The sequence below is a fragment of the Streptomyces sp. NPDC048258 genome, assembly GCF_043201995.1.
Lineage (GTDB): Bacteria > Actinomycetota > Actinomycetes > Streptomycetales > Streptomycetaceae > Streptomyces.
Genome location: NZ_JBICZH010000023.1, coordinates 37,328 through 59,764 on the forward strand (window position 1 = coordinate 37,328; position 22,437 = coordinate 59,764).

Annotated in this window: 17 protein-coding genes and 3 pseudogenes; 13 read left to right on the forward strand and 7 right to left on the reverse strand. The window is 70.8% G+C overall.

What is annotated here, in order from left to right:
• Positions 1–72 precede the first annotated feature (72 nt).
• Together ACGFYQ_RS35170 and ACGFYQ_RS35175 are read right to left on the reverse strand one after the other, a co-directional pair.
• On the reverse strand, positions 73–1,365 hold the full coding sequence (locus tag ACGFYQ_RS35170) for a ricin-type beta-trefoil lectin domain protein (RefSeq protein ID WP_393750273.1): 1,293 nt from the start codon (positions 1,363–1,365) through the stop codon (positions 73–75).
• Between the two features lie 887 nt (positions 1,366–2,252).
• Positions 2,253–2,906 carry a hypothetical protein gene (locus ACGFYQ_RS35175; RefSeq protein ID WP_393750274.1) on the reverse strand — a complete coding sequence of 218 codons (654 nt, stop codon included), beginning with the start codon at positions 2,904–2,906 and terminating at the stop codon, positions 2,253–2,255.
• 559 nt (positions 2,907–3,465) lie between these two features.
• On the opposite strand from ACGFYQ_RS35175, the pseudogene ACGFYQ_RS35180 reads away from it, so the two are divergent.
• The 6 genes and pseudogenes from ACGFYQ_RS35180 to ACGFYQ_RS35205 form a co-directional block, all read left to right on the forward strand.
• Positions 3,466–3,942 (forward strand): annotated as a pseudogene (locus ACGFYQ_RS35180) (DUF6183 family protein); the annotation flags it as partial.
• A 26-nt stretch (positions 3,943–3,968) separates the two neighbouring features.
• Positions 3,969–4,535, forward strand: a complete 567-nt coding sequence (locus ACGFYQ_RS35185; RefSeq protein ID WP_393750275.1) for a DUF6183 family protein — start codon at positions 3,969–3,971, stop codon at positions 4,533–4,535.
• A gap of 352 nt (positions 4,536–4,887) precedes the next feature.
• Positions 4,888–6,144 carry a PH domain-containing protein gene (locus ACGFYQ_RS35190; protein WP_393750276.1) on the forward strand — a complete coding sequence of 419 codons (1,257 nt, stop codon included), beginning with the start codon at positions 4,888–4,890 and terminating at the stop codon, positions 6,142–6,144.
• Positions 6,145–6,636: 492 nt separating this feature from the next.
• Positions 6,637–7,332 carry a DUF4232 domain-containing protein gene (locus tag ACGFYQ_RS35195; RefSeq protein ID WP_393750277.1) on the forward strand — a complete coding sequence of 232 codons (696 nt, stop codon included), beginning with the start codon at positions 6,637–6,639 and terminating at the stop codon, positions 7,330–7,332.
• Positions 7,333–7,563: 231 nt separating this feature from the next.
• Complete coding sequence (locus tag ACGFYQ_RS35200) at positions 7,564–7,941, forward strand: ferrous iron transport protein A (RefSeq protein WP_393750278.1); 378 nt, start codon at positions 7,564–7,566, stop codon at positions 7,939–7,941.
• Between the two features lie 166 nt (positions 7,942–8,107).
• Positions 8,108–9,145 (forward strand): zinc-binding dehydrogenase, encoded by a 1,038-nt coding sequence (locus tag ACGFYQ_RS35205; RefSeq protein WP_393750339.1) that lies wholly within the window; start codon positions 8,108–8,110, stop codon positions 9,143–9,145.
• 92 nt (positions 9,146–9,237) lie between these two features.
• Here the strand turns inward: ACGFYQ_RS35205 and ACGFYQ_RS35210 are convergent.
• Positions 9,238–9,855, reverse strand: a pseudogene (locus ACGFYQ_RS35210) (TetR/AcrR family transcriptional regulator); the annotation flags it as partial.
• Here ACGFYQ_RS35210 and ACGFYQ_RS35215 point away from each other — a divergent pair.
• The 7 genes and pseudogenes from ACGFYQ_RS35215 to ACGFYQ_RS35245 all read left to right on the forward strand — a co-directional run.
• Positions 9,855–10,691, forward strand: a pseudogene (locus tag ACGFYQ_RS35215) (VOC family protein); the annotation flags it as partial. The pseudogenes ACGFYQ_RS35210 and ACGFYQ_RS35215 overlap by 1 nt on opposite strands.
• The gene (locus ACGFYQ_RS35220) at positions 10,688–11,626 is read left to right on the forward strand and encodes a fumarylacetoacetate hydrolase family protein (RefSeq protein WP_393750279.1); all 939 of its coding nucleotides are present in this window, start codon (positions 10,688–10,690) and stop codon (positions 11,624–11,626) included. The pseudogene ACGFYQ_RS35215 and the gene ACGFYQ_RS35220, both read left to right, overlap by 4 nt.
• Entirely contained in the window at positions 11,623–13,257 is a 1,635-nt protein-coding gene (locus ACGFYQ_RS35225; RefSeq protein WP_393750280.1) for a bifunctional 3-(3-hydroxy-phenyl)propionate/3-hydroxycinnamic acid hydroxylase, read from the forward strand. The genes ACGFYQ_RS35220 and ACGFYQ_RS35225 overlap by 4 nt, the downstream gene beginning before the upstream one ends.
• Positions 13,254–15,272, forward strand: a complete 2,019-nt coding sequence (locus ACGFYQ_RS35230) for an acetoacetate--CoA ligase (protein WP_393750281.1) — start codon at positions 13,254–13,256, stop codon at positions 15,270–15,272. The genes ACGFYQ_RS35225 and ACGFYQ_RS35230 overlap by 4 nt, the downstream gene beginning before the upstream one ends.
• A gap of 152 nt (positions 15,273–15,424) precedes the next feature.
• Positions 15,425–16,042 (forward strand): malonic semialdehyde reductase, encoded by a 618-nt coding sequence (locus ACGFYQ_RS35235; RefSeq protein ID WP_393750340.1) that lies wholly within the window; start codon positions 15,425–15,427, stop codon positions 16,040–16,042.
• A 124-nt stretch (positions 16,043–16,166) separates the two neighbouring features.
• Positions 16,167–16,460, forward strand: a complete 294-nt coding sequence (locus ACGFYQ_RS35240; RefSeq protein ID WP_393750282.1) for a WXG100 family type VII secretion target — start codon at positions 16,167–16,169, stop codon at positions 16,458–16,460.
• Positions 16,461–16,866: 406 nt separating this feature from the next.
• Positions 16,867–17,466, forward strand: coding sequence for a hypothetical protein (locus ACGFYQ_RS35245; protein ID WP_393750283.1), 600 nt, complete (start codon positions 16,867–16,869; stop codon positions 17,464–17,466).
• A gap of 594 nt (positions 17,467–18,060) precedes the next feature.
• Here ACGFYQ_RS35245 and ACGFYQ_RS35250 read toward each other — a convergent pair.
• The 4 genes from ACGFYQ_RS35250 to ACGFYQ_RS35265 form a co-directional block, all read right to left on the reverse strand.
• On the reverse strand, positions 18,061–18,954 hold the full coding sequence (locus ACGFYQ_RS35250) for a cadmium resistance transporter (protein WP_393750284.1): 894 nt from the start codon (positions 18,952–18,954) through the stop codon (positions 18,061–18,063).
• A 24-nt stretch (positions 18,955–18,978) separates the two neighbouring features.
• Entirely contained in the window at positions 18,979–19,386 is a 408-nt protein-coding gene (locus tag ACGFYQ_RS35255; protein WP_393750341.1) for an ArsR/SmtB family transcription factor, read from the reverse strand.
• Between the two features lie 188 nt (positions 19,387–19,574).
• On the reverse strand, positions 19,575–19,949 hold the full coding sequence (locus ACGFYQ_RS35260) for a hypothetical protein (RefSeq protein ID WP_393750285.1): 375 nt from the start codon (positions 19,947–19,949) through the stop codon (positions 19,575–19,577).
• 269 nt (positions 19,950–20,218) lie between these two features.
• Entirely contained in the window at positions 20,219–22,375 is a 2,157-nt protein-coding gene (locus tag ACGFYQ_RS35265) for a hypothetical protein (protein ID WP_393750286.1), read from the reverse strand.
• Between the last annotated feature and the right edge of the window lie 62 nt (positions 22,376–22,437).

Below are 22,437 nucleotides of genomic sequence, written 5' to 3' on the forward strand. Positions count from 1 at the left end.
GTCGTGCGCCCGCCGGGGATTACGGGACAGCCCTTAGTGACATCCGGACCGGCGCGAAGCGTGCGCCCGTCCTTACCAATGCCAGCGCAATTCCGGCTGATAGGGGCTGCAAGGTGCCAGAGCCAGCCGAGGGTTCAGCATGGCCAGGTCGTCCTGGTGGAGACAGCGGTCGCCCGATCCGACCCTCCCGTCGGCGTCACGCCACCACGTCTGGGCGCGCGACCCGTTGCACGGCGACACCCTGACCTTCGGGGAAGCGGTGAGACAGGCCCCGGACACGGCGGACCTGATGGTTCCGGACGCGAATGTCCACCGCTGGGCCGGCCTACCGTCGCAGTCGCCCGTCGTGACGGGCCCATCTGCGGGCCGACGGACGTCCCTCTCGAGGCAACGCTCGACCGTGACGGTCGAGTTGGTGTGGCCTATCGCCGACATGATCTCGCCGGGGCGGGGCTGCCGATGCGTCCTCCGGTGTTCCCTCTCGATCCAGCGGCGGAACGTGTGACTGAGGGTGAATCTGGCAGGGCAGGGCAATGTGAAGCATCCCCCGTACGCGAGATACGCGTCGTAGACGGCCTCCTTGTCGTGCTGCTGTGCGGGAGTCAGATTCGCCGGTAGCAGCGGCAGGCCGTAGCCCACGTAGGGCGCGACGGCCGGGCGGGCCGGAGTGCGGAAGGCTGCTTTCCTGAAGAACCGTCCTGCTATCTCATGATCGCTGTGATCGGCAGGTTTCGGTGGCCCGACCCCGAAGGTGGCACTGTCGTAGTCCAGCGTCAGGACGCGTTCCGCCTTCCGGAGGGAAACGACTGCCGAGATCACAGAGGTCAGCTCTTCCTTGGTATAGGGCTGCGTTCCGTCCACCGGCTTGATGGTGGTGATCTGGCCGCGAAACAGCTTCAGCAGGCTCTGTTCGGAGTACCGCGTGCTCCCGGTGCCCGTCGGGAACCCGTCGGGCAAGCGGATGAAGACGAGCCGTACGTCAGGGCGGTCGCTCAGGACGGAGGACACAAGCCGGCGGGATCGCACGGTGAGATCGCTGCGGCGCCAGCGGTTCGGTACACCGGCCATTTTTGCGTAGGACGCCTGCAGGCCCTCTTCCCGACGCCGCACGTAGGAGTCCCGGAGGAAGGAGCGCCCGGCATCACCGGCGGTCAGGTACACGGTGCCGGCGGAACACCTATGGCGGATCAACCTCTGGACCTCGGGATTGATGAAGAGCAGATCGTCGTCCTGGTGTGCCACGCCTACCAACGTGCGGGGGCACTCCTCCGTGTCCGGCTCCACACCTCTACGGAATTCGGTGTGCTGTCCACTGTAGGAATGCGCGACGTCGACCTGGAGGAACGAGGCGATCCCGGCCAGCACGATGCCCAGTGCGGAGGGAAGCGTCCGCCTACGGCACTGCCGCCCACAGGGGAGGCGGCGATCCGCACGCGGCGGGGACTGCGCTCCGTGGCCTGGCGCGGAGTGCGCGGTGTCCCCGGTACCCACGCATATGCCGCTGTCGGGCGCCTCAGGCCTCACCACGGACCCCTTTCGCGGAGCGGGTCCGTGGCGCAGGCGGCACCACGTGCTCCCGGTGTGATGTTCCCGATGCTATGGGCGCCCGTGGAACAGCAGCGACACGGGCGGGGCCGATTGGTGGATCGACCGGTGGGGGCGGCCGCGAGGCCGCCCCCACCGCGTGGCTGTCCGGCGCCCTGCTTGGCCGGGTAGGGGCGGGCCGCCGTGGTCGGCCGGGCCGGCGGAGTGGGCAGTTGAAAACCGCGGCGACAGCCTGCTGCTGCTCCCGGGCAGGCCGGAGCCGCGCCTGGAAGAAGTCGACCATCTGGTGGCGGGAGAGCAGTGCCCGGATTCCCACGCCGAGGCCGCCGGACCCGGCGAGGACGAGGGCCAGTCGCCGGCCGGACAACACGAGGCCGAGCATGACCCCGGCGAAACGTCCCGAGCGGCACCATCAGAAACGTGATCATCAGGTGCATGTGCGTGGGGAGCGGGGGCGTCATGCCCAGCACTATGCACGCGCCACCGACACTCCCCAGGCCCACCGGAAAACCTTGGAGACCGCACGCTCATCGCAACGATCGCGAGTACGGAGCCCGCCACGAGCCACTTGACCCGCCGCCGGAACGCTCTCGGAGTCTCGGTCTCTGGCTCGCGCCCGGCGGGCGGGTGGTGGCGGCCGGCGGAAGCACGGCGTTCACTGCCTGTGCACGCCGTAGCTTCGGTGGCCCCGAATCGGCCCTGGTAACTCAGCGCACGCGTTCGATGCGCGCCCGCCGGATCAGATTCTTGCCCGGCTCCCGCACCTTGTCGAAGGCCGCGTTGTTCAGCAGGACACAACTGCCCGACGGACCGTTCACCGTCACCGTCGTCGCCTGACCGTTGTCCAGATTCGTCACCTTCAACTTCGTCCCCACCGGAAACGTCCCACTGCTCGCCGCCGGCGCACCCGCCTCACCCGACAACGTCACCGTCGACCCCGGACACACCACCTCCCCCGTGGCCGGCGGCACCTGCCCACCCGCCGCACCGGCCGCACCGGCCGGGGCGCCACCGCCGCCAGCCACCCGCTCGATGCGCGCCCGCCGGATCAGGTTCTTGCCCGGCTCCCGCACCTTGTCGAAGGCCGCGTTGTTCAGCAGGACACAACTGCCCGACGGACCATTCACCGTCACCGTCGTCGCCTGACCGTTGTCCAGATTCGTCACCTTCAACTTCGTCCCCACCGGGAACGTCCCACTGCTCGCCGCCGGCGCACCCGCCTCACCCGACAACGTCACCGTCGACCCCGGACACACCACGTCGGGGACGGCGGCATTGCCGGTCGCCATCGTGGCGACGAACCCTCCGGTCACCAGTGCTCCCGCGACGACAGAGAGCACGATCTTCTTCTTGGAACTCATGGTCCGCTTCCGAGACATTGACACTCCTCGATCCGATGGACACTGTCCCCCCTGTCCTTCATACGGGCCGACATCACGAGCGAGTGCAGTCTTGTCACCGCCTTACAAATCCATCCTTGAGGAGGGTTTTGGGCGCTGCGTGGCATGCCACGGCGGCTCGAGGCTCATGGAGCACGTTCGAAGAAGCAGGTCACAACCCCAATGCCCTGGGGGTCGACGTGTGTGCGGCGCTCACACCAACGGTCTTGATCGACGCGCGGCCGAGGAGACCACAGGCAGGCTTAAGGTTCAGTTGATCTGCCCTTAACCAGCCCAAGGCAAAGGGCGGCGAGGCCCGTAGGCGGACAGACCCTTCAGTGGGCCGTCTTCCCAGGAGTTCACCACGAGTGCCCCCGTGGTGAACTCGACGTCGCTCTCGACGGTGACCGCCGACTATTCCTTCACCCTGGGGTCACGGCGAAGAGGTCTCACGCGCTGTGGCCCTGCCGAGTCGGGGCGTTGGGGATTGGCCTTAGGGTTGCGAGTCGTGAGTGGTGATGCGCGTGAGCTCGTATGGCACATGGGGGAACAGGCCGCGACGCGGCTGCGGGAGGGCGACCTGGGGGACGTGGGGAAGCTCGGGGAACGACTGTGGGAGGGGTTCCACGCTGCCTCCGAGCAGGCGCGAGCCTACGCGGACGGTCTCTCCCGGGTGATCCGGATGCTTGCCCTGACGCCCGGGCGATCGAGCCTGGAGCAGCTGGTCCGGCTCATGGAACAGCACGGCACCTCCGTGAACCACCGGATGAACGAGCGCCTCATCGCCTCGCTCCTCGCCGAGGGACAGCGGCCGGCCGACCTCACCGGGTTGCTGTACGCGCACGGGCGGCGGGACGGACTCGACGAACTGCGGGCTTGCCTGTTCCACGAGTTGCTGCTGCGGGGCGCCGACGTATCGGCCCTGCGCCCCACCGGGCTGTTCGGCTGGAGCCCCCTGACGTGGCTCCCGGACGACCTGCGCCCGTTCGAGACCTGCGCCCCCTTCCCCACCCGGAAGGCCGACGGCAGCGGCGCCGGGGGGGGGTGTGGACGGGGCGCACCGGTGAGGACCGGCTGGAGCCTGCGACGCCTCGGCCGCAGACGCCCTCGCTGCTGCCGGACCGGGCGACCGCCGAGGTGCACGAGGCGATCGTCGCGGCGCCGACCGCCGGGGACTTCGGCTCCTGCGGGGCCTGGGTCTTCGCACCGGAGGAACCGGTGGACCCCGCGCTGGTGCCCGCCCTCGTGCCCACCCTGCCCATGCCGTGCCTCGAAGGGCTCGGCGCCGAAGGCCGGTTCGAGATCTCGCGCCAGAGCCTCGCGGAGGTCTGGCGGATGCTCTTCAGCACCGCGTCGGAGGGCGGCGTGTACGGCCCCGGGGCACACGGGGCGTACGGCCGACGGGCGGCGTGGTGGTCGCTGGCCGGGCTCAGCGGGACCCCGCTCGACGCGACCGCCCAGGAGGTGGAACGCCACGCGGAGCAGAGCACCTGGTTCCGTTTCGAGTGCGACACGGAGTGGTTCCACAACGAGATCTACGACTACGGGATCGTCGCCCTCTCCCCCGGCCGCCGCCGGATCGCGGTACTGGCGGTCACGGACACCGACTAGGTATAGAACTGCCGGGCGTTGTGACACCTGAAGTCTCCGACCACTACGGGGACGCTGCCCCGCCGCTCCTGGTCCATCACCGTCAGCGGGTTCCGGTGAGGCTGGCCCTGTGCAGGTCCGCTGCCCGATGCGCAATGTCCCCCGAGGCCGTGGTCGTCCCCACAGAACGAGAAGCCGCTCGCTCACGTTCCGATGCCTCCACCGCCGCCACGCATGCATGTCCAGCAACTCTGCCCGTCAGTAGGTGTCGTGACAAAGCGCCAGACCCCCCGCGTGCAGTGAACGGCGTACGTGCTCCAATGGGCGGGCGGGATAGGGGCCCGCGGAAAAATGAGGGGAAGGCGGGGGGCCGGTGGAGAAGACGGTACGGGTCGTGGGCTGGTTGGCGGTCGCTCTCGTGGCGCTGCTGGTGGGGGTGGCCTCGGCCTTGGAGGTCCGCGGAGCGCTGGAGCGGGAGCGGGAGTTCCGAGCCTCTCCGGTCTGTGCCTCCGCGCCGGTGACGACGTCGGCATGTGTGTGGGATCAGGCATTCACCGTCCGCCAGGCCGACACGCACCAGGGCGAGCGGGGGAAGGACCCGGAGGCCGTGTTGCTGCTGCCGAGCGGCAAGCCCTGGGAAGTGACGTTCCGCAGCGCCCATCCGGTGGTGTCCACGATGGAACCGGGCGATTCGGTCGTCGGCGTGGTCTTGCGCGGGCAGATCGTCGAGGTGCGGGACGCCGATGGGCGGCGACAGCAGACGACGTTCGGCCCGGTGGGGTGGCCCGCGGACCGGCTCGGCGGCGCGCTCGCCTGCATCTCGTTCGGCCTGACCGTCCTCGTCGGATCACTGTGGGCCCTCATCGTCCGCCACGACCGACGGCACACGCGCGCAGCGGCCATGGTGCGGTGGCACGGCGTCGCCCTGGGCCTCACCGCGCTCCTGACGCTGTGGGCGCAGGCGAACAACGACTGGCCCTTGTGGGCGATCCCGGCGATCTGGGGGCCCCTCGCGCTGCTCCTGCTGGCCACGATGGTGGCGTCCGCGGTCGCCGCGCTCCGCAGCGATGTGGAGGACGACGCCTGGTTCCCAGAGCCATCGGTCTCGTCAGACCCGCCCCCGGTCGGGGGGAGCCGTGTGGTCTTGGGGGCAGAGGATCTGCCGCGCGAGTACCGGGTGAGCAGGGGCAGGAAGAACGGGCTCATGGTCTTCCTCGTCGCCAAGACGGCCCTGCTGTTGTTCCTTGTATGGACCGAGGAGATCGCCCCCTCCTGGATGAAGTTCGGAGTGAGCGTGGTACTGCCGCTGGTCCTGGTGGTCTTCGTCGTCCGCGTGCCTCGATCCGGCACTCTGGTGGACAGCACCGGCATCCGGATCCGAGGAATCCTCCACACGCGGTGGGTGGCCTGGGAGGAGATCCAGGACATCAGGTCCCAGCCGCTGCGAGCGTCCGACAGCAGCCTCCTACCCCGTGTCATCGCATACGCCCACCTGACCAATGGCCGGCGCAAGCTGCTCATGCACCTGAACGACACCGACTACGACATCGACCACGAGATCGCCGTCCTGCGTGCCGCCTGGACCGAGCTGCGCGGCACGGACTCGGTGCCGAACACGCCGGTCGCCTGACCGCCAGGCCCTACCCCTGTGACCAGATCGGCCGGGGGCACGGCTGGGCACCGGCCCCGGCCCGGTCCCCGACCCGCAGGCCAAGGCGATCGTCGCGACGGTCTTCGCCTGCGTCGAGCGGCGACCGAACTCTGGGCCGGACACGACGGACGACTCGACCTGGCAGACCTCTGCGACCAGTGCGTCGCGGCGGTGCGGGGCCACGGCTGAGGCGCATACGTCGGCCCGCAATTCATCACGCTGAGCTGCATGTCGCTCGGTGTTCTGTTCGTTACGGCTCCCGGGACCAACGACTTCGCCGACGGCATGGGCCCACACCTACGCGGAAGGCCGCAAGCGCCGTACGCCGCCGACCGGAGCGCGCGCGTACGACGGAACCGTCACCGCCGCATACGAGAGCTGTAACGGTCCTTGCGGGGGCGTGAATCCGAAGCCAGAGCGGGCATCCTGTCCAGACCAATCCCAGCACGTCAGCAGCCACGGGGGCTCGTGATGCGCACTTCCCGCAAGACCACCCACGCCCGGACGCTCGGCGCCCTTGGCCTCGCCGCCGCCGCGCTCCTGGCCGCCACGGCCTGCGAGCCGAGCGACGACAAGGCCGGCGCCACCCCGCCGCCGAAATCCTCCACCTCCCCTTCCGTCTCCGCGTCCGCGCCGGCCGTCCCCTCGACCTCCGCCAAGCCCTCCGCGTCCTCTTCCGCGCCGGGCCGTCCGGGCGAGGCCGAGGGCGACCCCACGGGCATCGACGGCAACTGCCCCGACGACTACACCGACGTCAAGGTGGAGTGGGCCGTGCCACCCACGAAGGACGACTCGAAGCTCCTGCTGACCGTCACCAACACCAGCACCGAGCCGTGCAAGCTGCGGACCTATCCGGTACTCCGGCTGGAAGACGGCCACGGCCGGCTCGTGGGGGTCTTCGAGAACTCCAAGCCGCAGACGGAGGTGACCCTCGCCCCCGGCAAGGAGGCGTACGCGGGTCTGCTCCTGCGCCAGAGCAACAAGGACGTCAGCACCCTCGTGAAGAACATGGCGCTCGCGCCGCACGGTCAGAGCCCCGACAACAACACGGGCGAGGGTGTGCTCCTGCAGATGCCCAAGGGCGGCGTGTACGTGGACGACAAGGCCCGCGTGACGTACTGGAACAGCAGCTCGGAGGCCGCCGTGTCGCCGCTGTTCGCCCACTGACGGGGCCGCCATGCGGGAAGTCTTGACCGGTGAAGAGCTGCTCATACCTGGTGTGGTGGTGGAAAAGAAGGCGGACGAGCTGGTGCGCGTATGTGAGGTGACCTACCTCCATGCCGGTGACCACCCGGACTCGACCCGAAAGGCGGCACCCTCACGATCCCCGGCGGGCTGATCACCTACCAGGTCTCTTAACCTGTGGCTTTGGCGATCAACTGCGGGGAGGCTGGGCACATGCTTGCTTCCTCCTCCTCTGACCCGACGAACACGGGTGACCGACGGGCCGTCGAACAGATCATGAGTCGCCCTCTGTGTCAGGACTGGCCGGCCCCCGCGCTGACTGCGGGCAGTCGGGTCACTGTGGTCCGTGATCCGGACTGGGACGGGCCCTGGCGGAACGAGTTCCTGGGCACGATCGACGACATGGGAGCGCCCGAGCTCGTGGAGAGCCCTCATGCACGTGTCGGTGAGCTGGCGTTCTGGGTCACCTTCGATGCACCGCAGTACGACAGCGACGGGGCCGGCCCGTATCGCAAGGCCCAGATCTGGGACCGATACCTGCGGCCCGAGCCTGCTCTCCATGGTTCGACCTGGAACGGCCCCCGAACTTGATCCCCCCGATGGACGTCCGGCGGACGGGAAGGCGGCGTTCGTCTGATCCTGTGCTCCGTCACAGAGGCACGGGCCCAGCTCACGCCCGCGTTCCTACCAGTCGCCCACCGGGCACGCGGAATGCGCTCGGGCTCCCGTGTTCGCCCACGAGACCACGGACGTGTCCGTGTCCGCCCCGTGCACCTCAGGCAGCCCGGCCGCGGCCGGTGCAGCAACTCGCGCCATCCCCGTACCCGGCCCGGGCGAGGTCCTCGTCGAGGTCAAGGCCGCGGGCGTGTGCCTCTCGGACGTCCACCTGATCGACGGATCCCTCCCCCCTCTGTTCCTCCGCTCCGACGCGGTCACCGTCGGCCACGAAGTCTCCGGTGTGATCCACACCCTGGGCCCCGATCTCAAGCGCGGTCTGACCGTCGGCACCCGCGTCACCTTGGAAGCCGGCAAGAGCTGCAACCAGTGCTCCGCATGCGCACGCCGCCTCCCGTGCACCCAGGTCCGTACCGCCGGCATCGACTACGACGGCGGCTGGGCCCAGTACATGGTCACCCCCGAGGAGACCGTCGTTCCCATCCCCGACAGCCTCCCCTTCGACCAGGCCGCGATCATCCCCGATGCGGTCTCCACCCCTTACGCCGCCGTCGTGGCCACTGCCGGAGTGCGCCCCGCCCAGGCAGTCGGCGTCTGGGGCGCGGGTGGTGTGGGCGCGCACAACGTGCGCCTCGCCCGCCTGGTCGGCGCCGCTCCGGTCATCGCCATCGACCCGCTGCCCAGCGCCCGGGAGCGCGCCCTGGCCTTCGGCGCGGACCTCGCCCTCGACCCGAGTGCCCCTGGATTCGCCGACCAGGTCCGGGAGGCCGCCGGCGGACGGGGCCTGGACTTCGCCTTCGACTGCGCCGGCGTGCCTGCCGTCCGCGAGCAGGCCGCGTCCGTGCTCGGTCCGGGTGGCGCCCTGATCCTGGTGGGCATCACTCCGAAGCCGCTCACCATCACCGAGGGCCTGACGTTCAACTACCTGGGCAAGCAGGTGCGCGGGCACTACGGCGGCACCCCGGAGTCCGTCACCGAGCTGGTGCGGCTGGCCGCGGGCGGCCGCCTCGACCTGGCGCCGTCCAACACCGACCACATCCCGCTGGCGGATGCCGCCGATGCGGTCAACCGGCTGGAGAACAAGATCGGCGACCCGATCCGTCTCATCCTGGTCCCCTGACGGCTACTGAAAGAGTCGTTCCTGAGCCACCTCGGGCAGGGGTGGGTGGGCGCCGGTGGTCCCCGCCACCGGCGCCCACGGCGTACCCGGGGTCAGGTGAGGTCGGGCAGCGGACGCCGGGTGACCTCGTAGGCGTCATCCGGGGGGACGCCGAGCATGCGCAGGACCATCCCGGCCAGGTCCGAGGCGGCCTCGTCGCCGTCGAGATCGGGGCGGGCCAGCCGCAGCGCGACGAGGGACATCAGGGTGCCGCCCAGGGCGGACAGGGCGGTCGTCGCGTTGGGGCAGGTGAAGCGGCCCGAGGCGATGCCGATCTCCAGGTCGCGCAGCGCTCGTGGGGCGAGGCCGCGGTCGGAGTGGATGTGGGCCAGACCGCGATCGCGCAGGATCCGCAGGAGTTCCGGGTGGGAGTCGGCCATCCGGGCGGTCAGCCGGAAGCCCGCCGCGACGAGCTCGGCCGGGTCGTCGATCCCTCGTACGCGCTCGTCGATGACCTGCCCGAACTCCTCCAGGGCATCCGTCACCGCGGCGTCGAACAGCTCCGTCTTCGACTCGAAGTGGTTGTAGAAGGAGCCGAAGCCCACGTCGGCGCGCTCGGCGATCGCCTGGATGCTGGCGCTGGTGTCCCCGGTTTCCGCGAGGATCTGCCGGGCCGCACGGACGAGCGCTTGGCGGGTCTCGGCTCGGCGCCGCTCGTAGCGGTTCTTGGGCGACCGAGCGGAGTGACCTCGACCGGCTGGCCCGCGCCACCGGCGGTACCGTCCGGGACATCGACGTACCGGGCGGTGGGCAGGCAGTCGCCCTGCTCGATCCCTCGGGCCTGCCGGTCCGGGTCGTCCACTGTGCCGAACAGCTGCCCGCGCTGCCCGAGCAGCAGCCCCTGCTGCTCAACTTCGGCACCGGGCACCGTCGTACGAACGCCACCCAGCGACCGCCCCGTGAACCGTCCCGAATCCAGCGGCTGGGCCACGTGGTGCTGGAGACAAGCGGGTTCGCCCGCACCCTGGACTGGTACCTGGACACCCTCGGAATGATCGTCAGCGACTTCCTGTTCCTGGACGGGCAGCGCGAGCGCGGGCCGACCATGGCCTTCATCCGCTGTGACCAGGGCGGCCTGGCCGTGGACCACCACACGCTGGCCCTGCACCTGGGGCCCGGAACCGGCTACGTCCACTCCGCCTACCAGGTCACCGACCTCGACGCGATCGCCTGCGGTGGCGAGTACCTCGCCGAGCGCGGCTACCAGCGCAGCTGGGGCATCGGCCGGCACATCCAGGGCAGCCAGCTCTTCGACTACTGGCGCGACCCCGACCGCTTCATGCTGGAGCACTTCGCCGACGGCGACCTGTTCTCCTGCGACATCGAGCCCGGCTGGGCGCCGATGTCGGCGAGCGGCCTGGCCCAATGGGGCCCGCCGGTCACACGCGACTTCCTGGGCACGAGCCCCTCCCCCGCCAAGCTCCGCGAGGTCATGACGGCCCTGCGCGGCGACAACGAACTCGACCCCGCACGCCTGCTGGGCCTGATGAAAGCGATGAGCTCATGAGCACCAACGTTCTGCGCACCACCGACGGCTGGTGGGTCCTCCGGGACGAGCGCGCCGTCCCCATCGAGACCAAGGCGGTCTCCACTGCGGAACTGCTCTCCGACCGCGACGCGGTCCGCGAGGCCGCCGCCTCCGCCGAGAGCGGCACACCCGTCGCCGACCTGGTGGTGCTGCCTCCGGTCACCACCCCGTGCCGGGTGGTCGCCCAGATGGTCAACTACCGCAGCCACGCCAAGGATTCGGGCTTCACCGGCGACATCCCGCCCACCTTCTTCCGCAAGGCGTCCGGCTCGGTCAGCGGCCCCCATGACTCGATCGTCCGCCCCGAGCACGTGAAGTTCCTCGACTACGAGGTGGAACTCGGCCTCGTCATGGGCGCGACCCTGCCCGTGGGCACCGTCGTCGAGGAGCAGGACCTGCCGCGGTACGTCGCCGGACTCGTCCTGACCAACGACGTCAGCGCCCGCGACGTCCAACTGACCAAGACCCAGTTCTACGAGAGCAAGTCCTACCCGACCTTCACACCGACGGGGCCCTACCTGGCCCTGCTGGAGCCCGAGGACTTCGTCCATCTGCTCAACCTGCGGCTGCGGCTTTCGGTCAACGGCGAACCGCGCCAGGACCGCACGCTCGCCGACATGATCGTTCGGCCCGCACAGGCGCTCACCCTGCTCGCCCGCTTCCAGACCCTCGACCCGGGCGACCTGCTGCTGACCGGTACCCCCGGCGGCACCGCCCTGAAGGCCCCGCCCAAGCCCGTTGAGAAGATCGGGGCGCTGCTTCCGCCCGCACTGAAATGGAAGGCGTTCTTCAACAGCCAGGCCAAGAACCCCCATTACCTGCGCGAGGGCGACCTCATCACCGCCACGATCGCCACGCCGGACGGGCGCATCGACCTCGGCGTGCAGCGGACCCCTGTAACGGACGCGATGTGAGCGCCGCATCCCGGATACCGGTGGTGATCATCGGGGCGGGACCCGTGGGGGTCACGACCGCCCTCCTGCTCGCCCGCCACGGAGTGCGCAGCCTCGTCCTGGAACGCCACGGGGACGTGTACCCCCTGCCGCGTGCCGTCGTCGTGGACGACGAGGTCCGTCGGATCCTGCAGAGTGTCGGCGTCCACGAGGAGTTCGCCGCCCTCGCGCGCCCGGCGCACGGGCTGCGGCTCTTGGATGCCCGGCGCCGCGTGATCGCCGAGTTCCCGCGCTCCCCGCACGGACACCACGGCTATCCGCAGACCAGCATGTTCGACCAGCCCGAGCTGGAACGCCTGCTCCGCGAGGCTCTGGCGCGCCGCCCCGAGTGCGAGCTGCGGGGCGGCGTGGGGGTCGTGTCCGTCACACAGGACACCGACGGACCGGACGGTTCGACGGGGCCGGTCCGGGTCGCCTTCCGCCGCGACGGCAGCGACGAGGAGGAGCACGTACTGGCCGATGCCGTCCTCGGTTGCGACGGCGCGGGCAGCCTCACCCGCGACACCATCGGCGCCGTATGGGAGGACCTGCACTTCGAGGAGAGCTGGAGAGTCATCGACGTGCGCACCAGCCGCCAGGTGCGCACCTGGGAAGGCGCGGAGCAGATCTGCTGCCCCACCCGGCCGGCCACCTTCATGCGCGTCGGCGAGGACCGCTACCGCTGGGAGTTCCGGCTGCCCGGCCACGAGCCCCTGGACGGCCCGGAAGGGCTGGATCGCCTGCGCGAGCTGGTCGCCCCCTGGGTGGACCTGCCGGCCGACGGCTCGTCCGGCGACGACTTCGAGGTGATCCGGCAGGCGCAGTACACCTTCCGGGCCCGCCTGGCCGACCGGTGGCGTCGGGGCCGTGTCTTCCTGCTGGGCGACGCGGCGCACCTCACCCCGCCTTTCGTCGGGCAGGGTCTGTGCGCGGGGCTGCGGGACGCCCGCAACCTCACCTGGAAACTGGCCCTCGTACTCCAACAGGGCGCGGACGACAGGCTGTTGGACATCTACGAGCGTGAGCGCAAGCCGCACGTCCGCCACATGATCCGCATTGCGGTCGCCGTCGGCTGGGCAATGACCGGCGGCCAGGACCGCGCTGCGGCGATCCGCCGGGCCGTTGTGGGCGCGGCCTGCCGCATCCCCGGAGTGACCGCGGCGGTGGGCCGCGATCTCAGCCCCGCCCTGGCCGCCGGTCCACTGGTACGGCGCCGCCCCCGGCTGGTCGGCCGCGTGCTTGCCGGCACCTTGTGCCCGCAACCCTGGGTGACCGTCGACGGCGGGCGAGTGCGCCTGGATGACGTCCTCGGGGATTCCTTCGCCGTCCTGACCGCCGTGCCGCCCACCCCGCAGGTGACGGCCGTGGCCACGGCACTCGGCGCACGCACGATCCGCGTGGACGACCTGGGCGACGACGGCGGCCTCGCCGCCTGGCTGGCACGCGGCCGGGCGGATGCCGTCCTGCTGCGTCCCGATCGCGTCGTGTTGGACACGGTCAACACCGGCACCGACGACTTCACCGGCACCGCCGCCTGGGCACCGCTGCTGCACACGGCCCGCCGCCCCGCCGAAGGCCGGCCCGCACCCCTGCCGAGGAGCACCACACGATGAGCACCCCGCGCCCCATGCCGTATCCGGACCCCTTCTTCACTCCCGACCCGGAAGCGGCCGCCGGCAGCCGCATCGCGGACTTCGCCCGATGGGCGGCCCGGCATCAGGGGGCCGAAGGCATCCAGGACCCCACGGACTACCCGTCCCTGTACCGCTGGTCGGTCACCGACCTGGAAGGTTTCTGGGCTGCGGTGTGGGAGTACTTCGCCGTCGACGCGGCGACGCCGTACGAGCGGGTACTGGCCGAGGAGACCATGCCGGGCGCCCGCTGGTTTCCCGGCGCCACCCTGAACTACGCCCACCACGCGCTGCGCAATCTGCGGCCGGACGTTCCCGCGATCACCGCGTTGGACGAGACGGGATCCGGCTACGAGATCACGGGCTCGCAGCTGCGAGCCCGGGTCGCCTCCGTCGCGGCCACCCTGCGCGATCTGGGCGTCGGACGGGACGACCGGGTGGTGGGCTACCTGCCCAACACCCCGCACGCGGTCATCGCCTTCCTCGCCACCGCCAGCCTGGGCGCGGTGTGGTCGGTGTGCGGCCAGGACTACGCACCCCAGGCCGCCGCCGACCGCTTCGCCCAGATCCGACCCACCGTTCTCATCACCGCGGACGGCTACCTCTTCAACGGCACCACGCACGACCGCCGTGCCGCTTCGCTCGAACTGGCCGACGCGCTGCCGACGCTGAAGGCCACGATCCTCGTGGACCACCTGGGCCTTGCCTGGCCCGAGGCCCGGCACGCGAGGCTGACGGTTCCCTGGCAGGACGCGGCCACCCGCACCGAGTACCTCACCTTCACCCCGGTACCGTTCGACCACCCCCTGTGGGTCGTGTTCTCCTCCGGCACCACCGGCCTGCCCAAGGGCATCGTCCACGGCCACGGCGGCGTCCTGCTCGAACACTTCAAGATTCTCGGCCTGCACACCGATCTGGGCCTCGGGGACCGCCCGCTGTGGTACACCACCACCCACTGGATGATGTGGAACCTGGTCGTCTCCACCCTGCTGACCGGTGCTACCACCTGTACCTACGACGGCAGCCCGGCGCCGCTCGCGCGACCGGACGTCCTGTGGGAGCTGGCGGCCCGCCACGAGGTCACCGTCTTCGGCACCAGCCCCCAGTACTTGCTGGCCATGACCGAACTGGGCATCGAACCCTCCGTGCACGACCTGTCGGCCATCCGCGTCATCGGCTCCACCGGCTCCGCTCTGCCCGCCTCCGCCTACCCCTGGGTCCGCGACCACGTGGGCGCCGGCGTCCAACTGGCCTCCACCAGCGGCGGCACGGACATCGTCTCCGCCTTCGCCGGCAGCGCCCCCACGACCCCCGTCTGGGCGGGGGAGCTCTCCGCCCCCAACCTGGGCGTGGCGCTGGCCGCCTACGACGCGACGGGCACCCCGGTCCTCGACCAGGTCGGCGAACTGGTCGTCACCCGGCCCATGCCGTCCATGCCGCTGTACTTCTGGAACGACCCCGACGGCAGCCGCTACCAGGACGCCTACTTCGGCGCCTACCCCGGTGTGTGGCGGCACGGTGACTGGATCACCCTCACCTCCCACGGCTCCGTGATCGTCCACGGCCGCTCCGACGCCACCCTCAACCGCAACGGCGTACGCCTCGGCAGCGCCGACATCCACGACGTCGTCGAACGCCTCTCCGAAATCACCGAGGCCCTCGTCATCGGAGCGGAAGAGCCGGACGGCGGCTACTGGATGCCCCTGTTCGTCGTCCCCGCACCCGGCGTAACCCTCGACGACGCCCTGCGCAAGAAGATCCGCGACGCGATCCGCGCCGGCGCCTCACCCCGCCACGTCCCCGACGAGATCCTCGCCGTACCGGCCCTCCCGCACACGAAGACCGGCAAGAAGCTCGAAGTTCCGGTCAAGCGCCTGCTCCAAGGTGTCCCTGCCGAGCAGATCCTCAACCCCGCGGCGGTCGACAACCCCGAACTCATCGATTTCTACGCCCGGCTGGGCGCGGCGCGGAGCAAGCGAGCAGCGCACCGCACATGAGCGTCGGCCAGGGGCCCGCAGGCCTGGGTGACAGCCCCGGCATGCGCGCCCCGCCCGGCAGCCCTGTCCCGCCGAGTGGTACCGGGCGGAGAGCCCGCCCCGGTACCCCACCATCCGCACACCGAAGCAGGAGAGAAACCGTGACCATGACCATGACCGACCGCGAACCGCAGGCCCTCGATGTCCTTGACGACGCCGGGCGAAAGCTGCTGTTCACAGAGGCCCGCACCGCGAACACCTTCGCCGCAAGGGCCGTTACCGACGACGAGCTCGCCATGACCTGGGAACTCGCCCGCTGGTCCCCGAGCGCCGCCAACGGCCAGCCTCTGCGCGTGCTCTTCGTGCGCACCAGCGAGGGAAAGGAGCGACTGGTCCGGCACCTCGACGAGGGAAACAGGGCCAAGACACTCAGTGCGCCGGCCGTGGCGGTCCTGGCGTACGACGTCGACTTCCACGAGCAGATGCCGACAGTCTTCCCGGCCCGCGGCGACATGCTGCGAGCGGCGTTCGCCGGCCAGGTCGAGAAGCGCGAGAGCATCGCTGCCTACAACTCGGCACTGCAGACCGGGGTCTTCCTGCTCGCAGTGCGCGCGGCGGGGCTTGCAGCCGGTCCTATGGCGGGCTTCGACGAGGCCGGCGTGGACAAGGAGTTCTTCGCCGGTACCAGCTGGCATTCGCATCTGGTGGTCAACATCGGTCACCCCGGTGCCGACCCGTGGTTCCCTCGGCTGCCCCGCGTGCCCGTCGAGGACGCCGTCGCCTGGGCCTGATGAGCGGGCCGATCTCCTTGGATCTCCGTAACGTGCGATCCCAGCCTTGCCAGGGCAGCCTGTTCCAGGAGGCTGCAAGGGCGGCGCTGCGAGCCGTGCGGGTCTTGCCGCTTAAGATCCCGGAATGGCAATCGAACTGTCCGACGACCTGGACGAGCTGATCGGTCTGCAGGAAGCGGCCGACGAAGCGCACGCCGAGGTGAAGCGCCTTCAGGAGGAACTCGGCGACGCGCCCCAGAAGTGGACGGACGAGCAGCACGTGGCCTGGCGGGACGCGTGGGAAGACTGGCGTGAGGCCGGGGAGCAGCTGGACCTCGCCTTGACCGACCACGCGGAGACGATCGGTCTGGACCGCGGCGATCTGGAGACCGCGGTGCAGAAGGCGGCAGGCCACGTCCCCCTGCCGGTCGAGGGCTGACGGGACCGCCGGCGGTCGAGGGCTGACGGGCCCGCCGGCGGTCGAGGCCTGACGCGCGTCCGCCCCGTAAGCAGCCGTCGCGAGGAGGGGCGGCGACACCCACGGCGCCGCCCCGCTCCCCCGGCCGGCGCCCCTTGGGCACCGGAGCGGCCACCGCCCGAGCGCTGACCGCGTCTCACCGGCCGAGAACGAATATCTGCCTGGCGCGGCCCGGCGGTACTGCACCCAGAGCGCCTGCGCACCGGCCCTCACCCACGCAAGACATACCGGCGCGGGCTGACGCAGACCCCGGCCCCGCCGTCCGGCAAGAGCGCAGAGGGGTTCTTCCTTCACCCCGTAGGGGTGGCCCACGGGGTGCAGCGCTGGGAAGGCGGCCGTGTGCCGGGGCGGCCTAGCATCGGCGTCCATGGGGACGTACATCGACGGATTGATCGAGACACGTACGGCTGGCGGGGTGTGGGAGATGGAGGTCGATCTGCTCGACTTCGACCTCTGGAAGGCGCGGGACGCCCGCGAGTGCCTGTTCGGCTACGGCGGGAGCCTCGGGGTGGAGCGGCCAATGTTCGACCAGCGGGGGTGGCCGGAGGATGCCTGCGACGAGGTGCCGAAAGAGTGTGACGAACTGAACCACAGCCACTCGTACGCGACGTGGGCCGAGATCGCGGCGATTGACTGGGACGCGCCGCTCTGTGACGGCCCCGACGGGAACCGTCTGGGCGAGTGGCGACCGGGTCCGGACGGAGAGCTCGTCTTGGACGACGTGGTCTGGGCGCCGATCGAGGTACTCGACGCGGCGGAGGAGCTCTTCGGCGAGGATCTGTTCCCGTCCGAATGGCCACCGGGCGGCGAGGTCCATCTGAACGGCTCCGTGTACCGTCCGGTGGTCCTCACGGCCGGGATGTTCGTTCCGCCGGACGGCCGTTGGGCCCCGCTGTGGGCGTCGATGAGCGCGCTGGCGGCCGAGTACGGCGACGAGAACGTCCGCCTGGTGGTCTGGTTCGGCTGAGCCGGCTCCACCCGGGCCCCCGGCCGGAGCCGGACCCCCGACCCGGGCCAGAGGCGGCGGTCGTAGGTAGGCGTCTTTCCGATCACCGGATCGTTGGTCGAGTCGGGAGGGGCGGGAAGATTTCTACGCAGCGAGGGCTGTGATCGCACCGCGGCTGCCGCAAGCGGATCGGGCACGTGCACCAACGAGCTCGTGCATGGTTGGCGGTGAGACGTCGAGAACCCGGTGGTCCTCGGGGCTCACCTCTGAGGTGCCGATGTCAGGTCAATGATCTGTTGGCGGGACAGCAGGCTAAGGGCTGTCCCGTAATCCCCGGTGGATCAGCGCACGGCGTCAGATGCGGTGCATCGCAAGGCGGAGGGGCGCCCCCATACTGGGCGTATTCGGGCGTTCCGACAACGCAGCGAGGTGCCGTAGCTGGCGTCGTGCGCCCGCCGGGGATTACGGGACAGCCCTTAGCGATGGCTCGGACGGTGTCACTCATGTGCTCGGGCGGCCGAGGTGGCGGGCCGGCGCCCGCGAGTTCTTCAGGTGTGCGATGCCATGCTCGACGCGGATACGTCGCGAGGAATGCGCTTTGCGCCGGCCCTCGCCTCACCGCACCTCGCCGACTGCCCGCGTGACGGTCGAACGGTCCACGCCGGACCAGCAGGCCAGCACGTCATGAGTGGCCCCGCGACGGAGAGATGAACCAGAGTGGCCAACAGCCGGTCGACGAAAACCAGTCGGTGCTTTGCAGCGCCCAACGGCCCGCTTCCGCTGCCGGTCGCCCGACTGCTCGAAGGCTGTACGTGTCGCACGCTGAGCACGGCCGGTGGCATGAGGGGGCCCGCAGTGGGACAGGTACGCCCGGTCCGGCCGCATCCGAGGAGGTCGCATGCGCGACGAGTCGAGCCCCACCACCGAGCTTGCGGCGGCGGTCCCTTGCCCGCGCTCCACTTCCCGGACTACGCCCTGCTCGGGGAGCCGTACCCGCCCCTGGCGGACACCGCCGAAGTCGTTGCGGCCACCGACCGCCTCAGCCGGGACAGGCTGACGGCCGTGCCGGCCGCCGTCGAACCGCTCCTGGCGGCCGCCCCTGCCGGGGCCGGTGCGGACCCGGGCCGCACTGGCGGGACCTGGAACGAGCTCCGGGCGGTCGAAGCACCACACCGCCACCAGCACGAGGAACACCACGGCGTACACACTCATCCCGCCGACGCCGGCGGTGGCGAACACCGGGACGTAGACGCCGATGTTGTCACCGCCGTTGGCGAAGGTGACTGCGGCGACCTCCAGCAGGCTCGGCCCGCCCTCTTTGGCCTGCGCCTCCTCCTCTTCCTCGCCGCTGCCGCGGTGCTTCCACGCCTGCCACGCGGCCTTGAGGCCCAGCGCGAGCGGCAGCAGACCGAGGTAGGGGACGGCGACCTCGGGCAGGGATGTGGCGCCGAAAGCGGCGGCCACTGCGACAGCGAGGATCGCGGCGAAGCCCAGGTAAGCGACCGTCACCGCCTGCCGCCAGGACCGGGCGGATCAGCGGCCCGTACGCGCAGCCGTCTCCGTACCCGCAGCCGTTTCCGTGCCCAGCCCCGCTCCCAGGGAGTCGGCGCCCGGTTCCACCTGCCGCAGTTCGGCCAGGAGTTGGCTCTGCCCTGCCAGCAGCTCGGTGAGGATGCGCCGGGCCGCTCGCAGGAGGTCGGCGACGTCGCCGCCGGCGAGGGCGTAGCTGACGGTCGAGCCCTCGCGGGTGGAGATGACGATGCCCGAGCGGCGCAGCACCGCCAGTTGCTGGGAGAGGTTGGACGCTTCGACGTCGATCTCGGCCAGCAAGTCCCTCACGGGCATGGGCCCGCGCTGCAGGAGTTCCAGGACCCGGATGCGGACCGGGTGTCCGAGCATGCGGAAGAACTCGGCTTTGGCCTGGTACAGCGGTACTTGCACTCCCACGAACGCTCCTGCTGTGTTGCTTGGACCGTGGCCGTGGCTGCGGGTCTTCGAGCCCGAGCCGGTCTTCGATGTCATCGTCGCGTCCGATGGGGCCACGCATGCCCAAACTTGACCGGTTTCGGATGTGCCGGGTTGAAGAAGTCTTCAATTTGTGGGCATGCGTGGGCCCCGACGATGCGGCGTTACAGCTCCAGCGCCGCCTCGATGCGCTTGAGCTGGTGGCGTGCCATGGCCAGGTTGGAGTTGTTCTTGTCCAGCACCACGTACAGGAACAGTCCGTTGCCCCCGCGGCCCTTGAGCAGCCGGAGCAGGTGGTACTGAGTGCCGAGCGTGATCAGCAGATCCTCGATGTCGTCCTGCATGCCCAGCATTTCCATGGTGCGGACCTTGGCCCGGATCACATCGGTATTGCCTGCTGCGGCGACCGTCAGGTCGAGGTCCTTCCCGCCGCCGAGGGTACCCAAGGCCATTCCGCTGGTGTAGTCCACCAGTGCGGCACCCAGCGCGCCCTCGATCGAGGTCATCGTCTCCTTCAACGAGACTTCCACATTCGCCATCGCCGTCCGCGCTCCCTTGCTGTTCTCTCTCCACGCCCGGCACTCGGTTCCAATCCAGGGCCGGACTGACTGTGAGACACAAGCTACTGAGCGTGGGGCGCCGTGCGCGCTGAATGGCGGATTCGGCGGAAACCGGCCCCTGCCCCGCTATGATCCGCCTGGCCCCGGCGGCTGTACGGCGCACCTGCCGCCGTGCGGGAACAAGCCGGGATCTTGGGCGCCGGACGGGTCACTCCCCCGGCTCCGCTGTGCCGACGGCGTCTGTCCGGTCAGGGTGCTGCGCGGTCCGTGAAGGTGGTGAGGAGTGCCCGGGCGCGGTTTCGGAAGGCTTCATCCTGGCGGATGACGCGGTCTTCGACTCCCGAGCGGACGACCCGGGCGTCGCCGTCGGCGAGGGCGGCGAGCCGGCGCAGGTGGTCGCCGGTCAGGGCGGTGGCGCCGAGGGCTTCCAAGGCGTCGCAGGCACCCGCCGGATCGGCGTCCGATTCGGCCGACCTCAAGGCGGCCGCGGCGAGCGCGGTGCGGTCCAGTGAGGCGGGTTCCGCTACGGCCGTGAGGGCCACCACGGCTGCCGGCGCCTGCGCCGGATCGTCGAGGGCGGCTTCCAGGCGGGCGGCGAGCGGCCGCCCCGCCGGACCGAGGAGCGCCGCCGTGCGGGCGGCCCGCACCACCGACCACCGGGACCAGGAGTTCCCTTCGGCGCGGGCGAAGACCGAGTCCAGAACGGCGACCGCCTCGTCCGCTTCCCCCGTGACGCGCCACAGAGCTTCGGCGAGAGCCGTGTCCGTGTCCAGCGCGGGCGTGGTATCGCCGTCGGAGCCGCTGAGCGCCTTGCGCAGGGTCGGCGCCAGCGCCGCTCCCCCGTGACCGAGCGCGCCGGCCGTTCCGGCGGCCTCCCTGAGCTGGCCGGCGCCACGCCGGAGGTCCTGTTCGAGGCAGTGCAGCAGGGGCGCGGGCTCGCCGACGAGGTCGTGCAGCGCCTTCGCCGCGGGGAGCACTCCCTGCTCGGCCACCGTCCGCAACGAGGTGACGGCCCGGGCGCGGTCCGCCGGAGCGCAGTCGGCGGCGACGGAAGCGATGGCCCGGGCGGCCTGCCCGGGAAAGTGCGGGAGCGCCGCGCACAGCTCGGGCAACGCCGGCGCCGCGTCGGCGCCCCAGCCCGCCAGGAGGTTCGTCAGCTGCCATGGTTCGTTGCCGCTCAGTGCCTCGGGCCGGGAGAGGCGGTACCGGACCTCGTCGAGGAGTTCGCCGTCGTACAGGAAGGCGGAGTCCATCGGGCTCCGGAACCCGGAGGCCGCGTCGAGGGCCCGCGGGCGCCGCCCGAGGCCGGCGGCCAGGAGCGGGGCCGCCTGCGCGGGCGCGACGAGCACGAGCGCGGCCAGGGCCCGGTCCGCGTGGTCGTCGTCCTCGTGCGGGTTCCGTCCGGCGAGCGCGGCGAGGATGTCCGCGGCCGGTGCGGCGGCGCTGCCCAGCCGGCCGAGGAGGGACGCCATGTCGACCACCGACTCCTCATCGACGGCCGCCGCGCGCAGGTTCCGCACCAGTCGCCGCGGGGCACTGCGGGAGAGCATGCAGGCTCGGTCCGCCGCCCAGAGGCCTTCGGCCCGCACCTCTGCCCGGCCGTCGTGCAGAGCCGCGTCGACGAGGTCGAACGCCGCTTCGCGTTCCTCGGGGCGGCCCCGGCCCAGGAGGGCCTCGACGACGGCGGCCAGCGGTTCGCCGCGTTCGAGGTCGAGGTCGGAGCGCAGGGCGTCGGCGGGCAGAAGGGAGAGCATCGTCGCGTGCATGGCCTCGGTCCACGGAGCGTCCGCGTCGAGGCGGGCAAAGACGGCGGCCATGCGAACCTCGGCGGGCTGGGACGGCTGGGACGGCTCCAGGACGGTAGCGGCCGCCACCGAGCCGCCCTGCGGGTCGAGCCGGGCGACCCCGGCCAGGACCTCCGCGCGAGTGGCGGGTTCGGTTTCCTCTTCCCAGCGCGTGCGCAGGGCGGGCAGCGCGATCTCGGCCGCGCGGGTGTGGGAGACCGCCCAGGCGGCGGTCCGGCGGACGGTCGGCTCGGCGGCGGCCAGCAGCGGTAGGAGCAGCGGAAGCTGTTCAGCCACGGCCGCCCGTACCGCGCCCGGTGCCACGCCGTACTCGTCCTCGCTCTCGGCCATGCCGCCGAGCAGCCCCAGGACGTCAGCCGTGCGGTGGCCGACTGCCGCGATCCTGGCAAGGAACGGCACCGCTTCCGCACTGGCGGCGTAGACCGTTCCCTGGTGCAGCACGCTCCCGTACAGGTCCGACAAGGCCTCGTCCGCCGCATCCGCGTCGGTTCCGGTCAGCGCCCGCAGCAGATCGGGGATGTCCTCCGCGCTGCCGTACGCGTGGGAGGAGGCGAGCCAGGGGTGGGCATCCAAGCCGTCGAGCGGGTGTACGAGATCCATGCGGAGCATCGTGCCAGCTACGTCCGACATCGCCTCCTGGCGGCTTCCCAATGGAGAAGTCA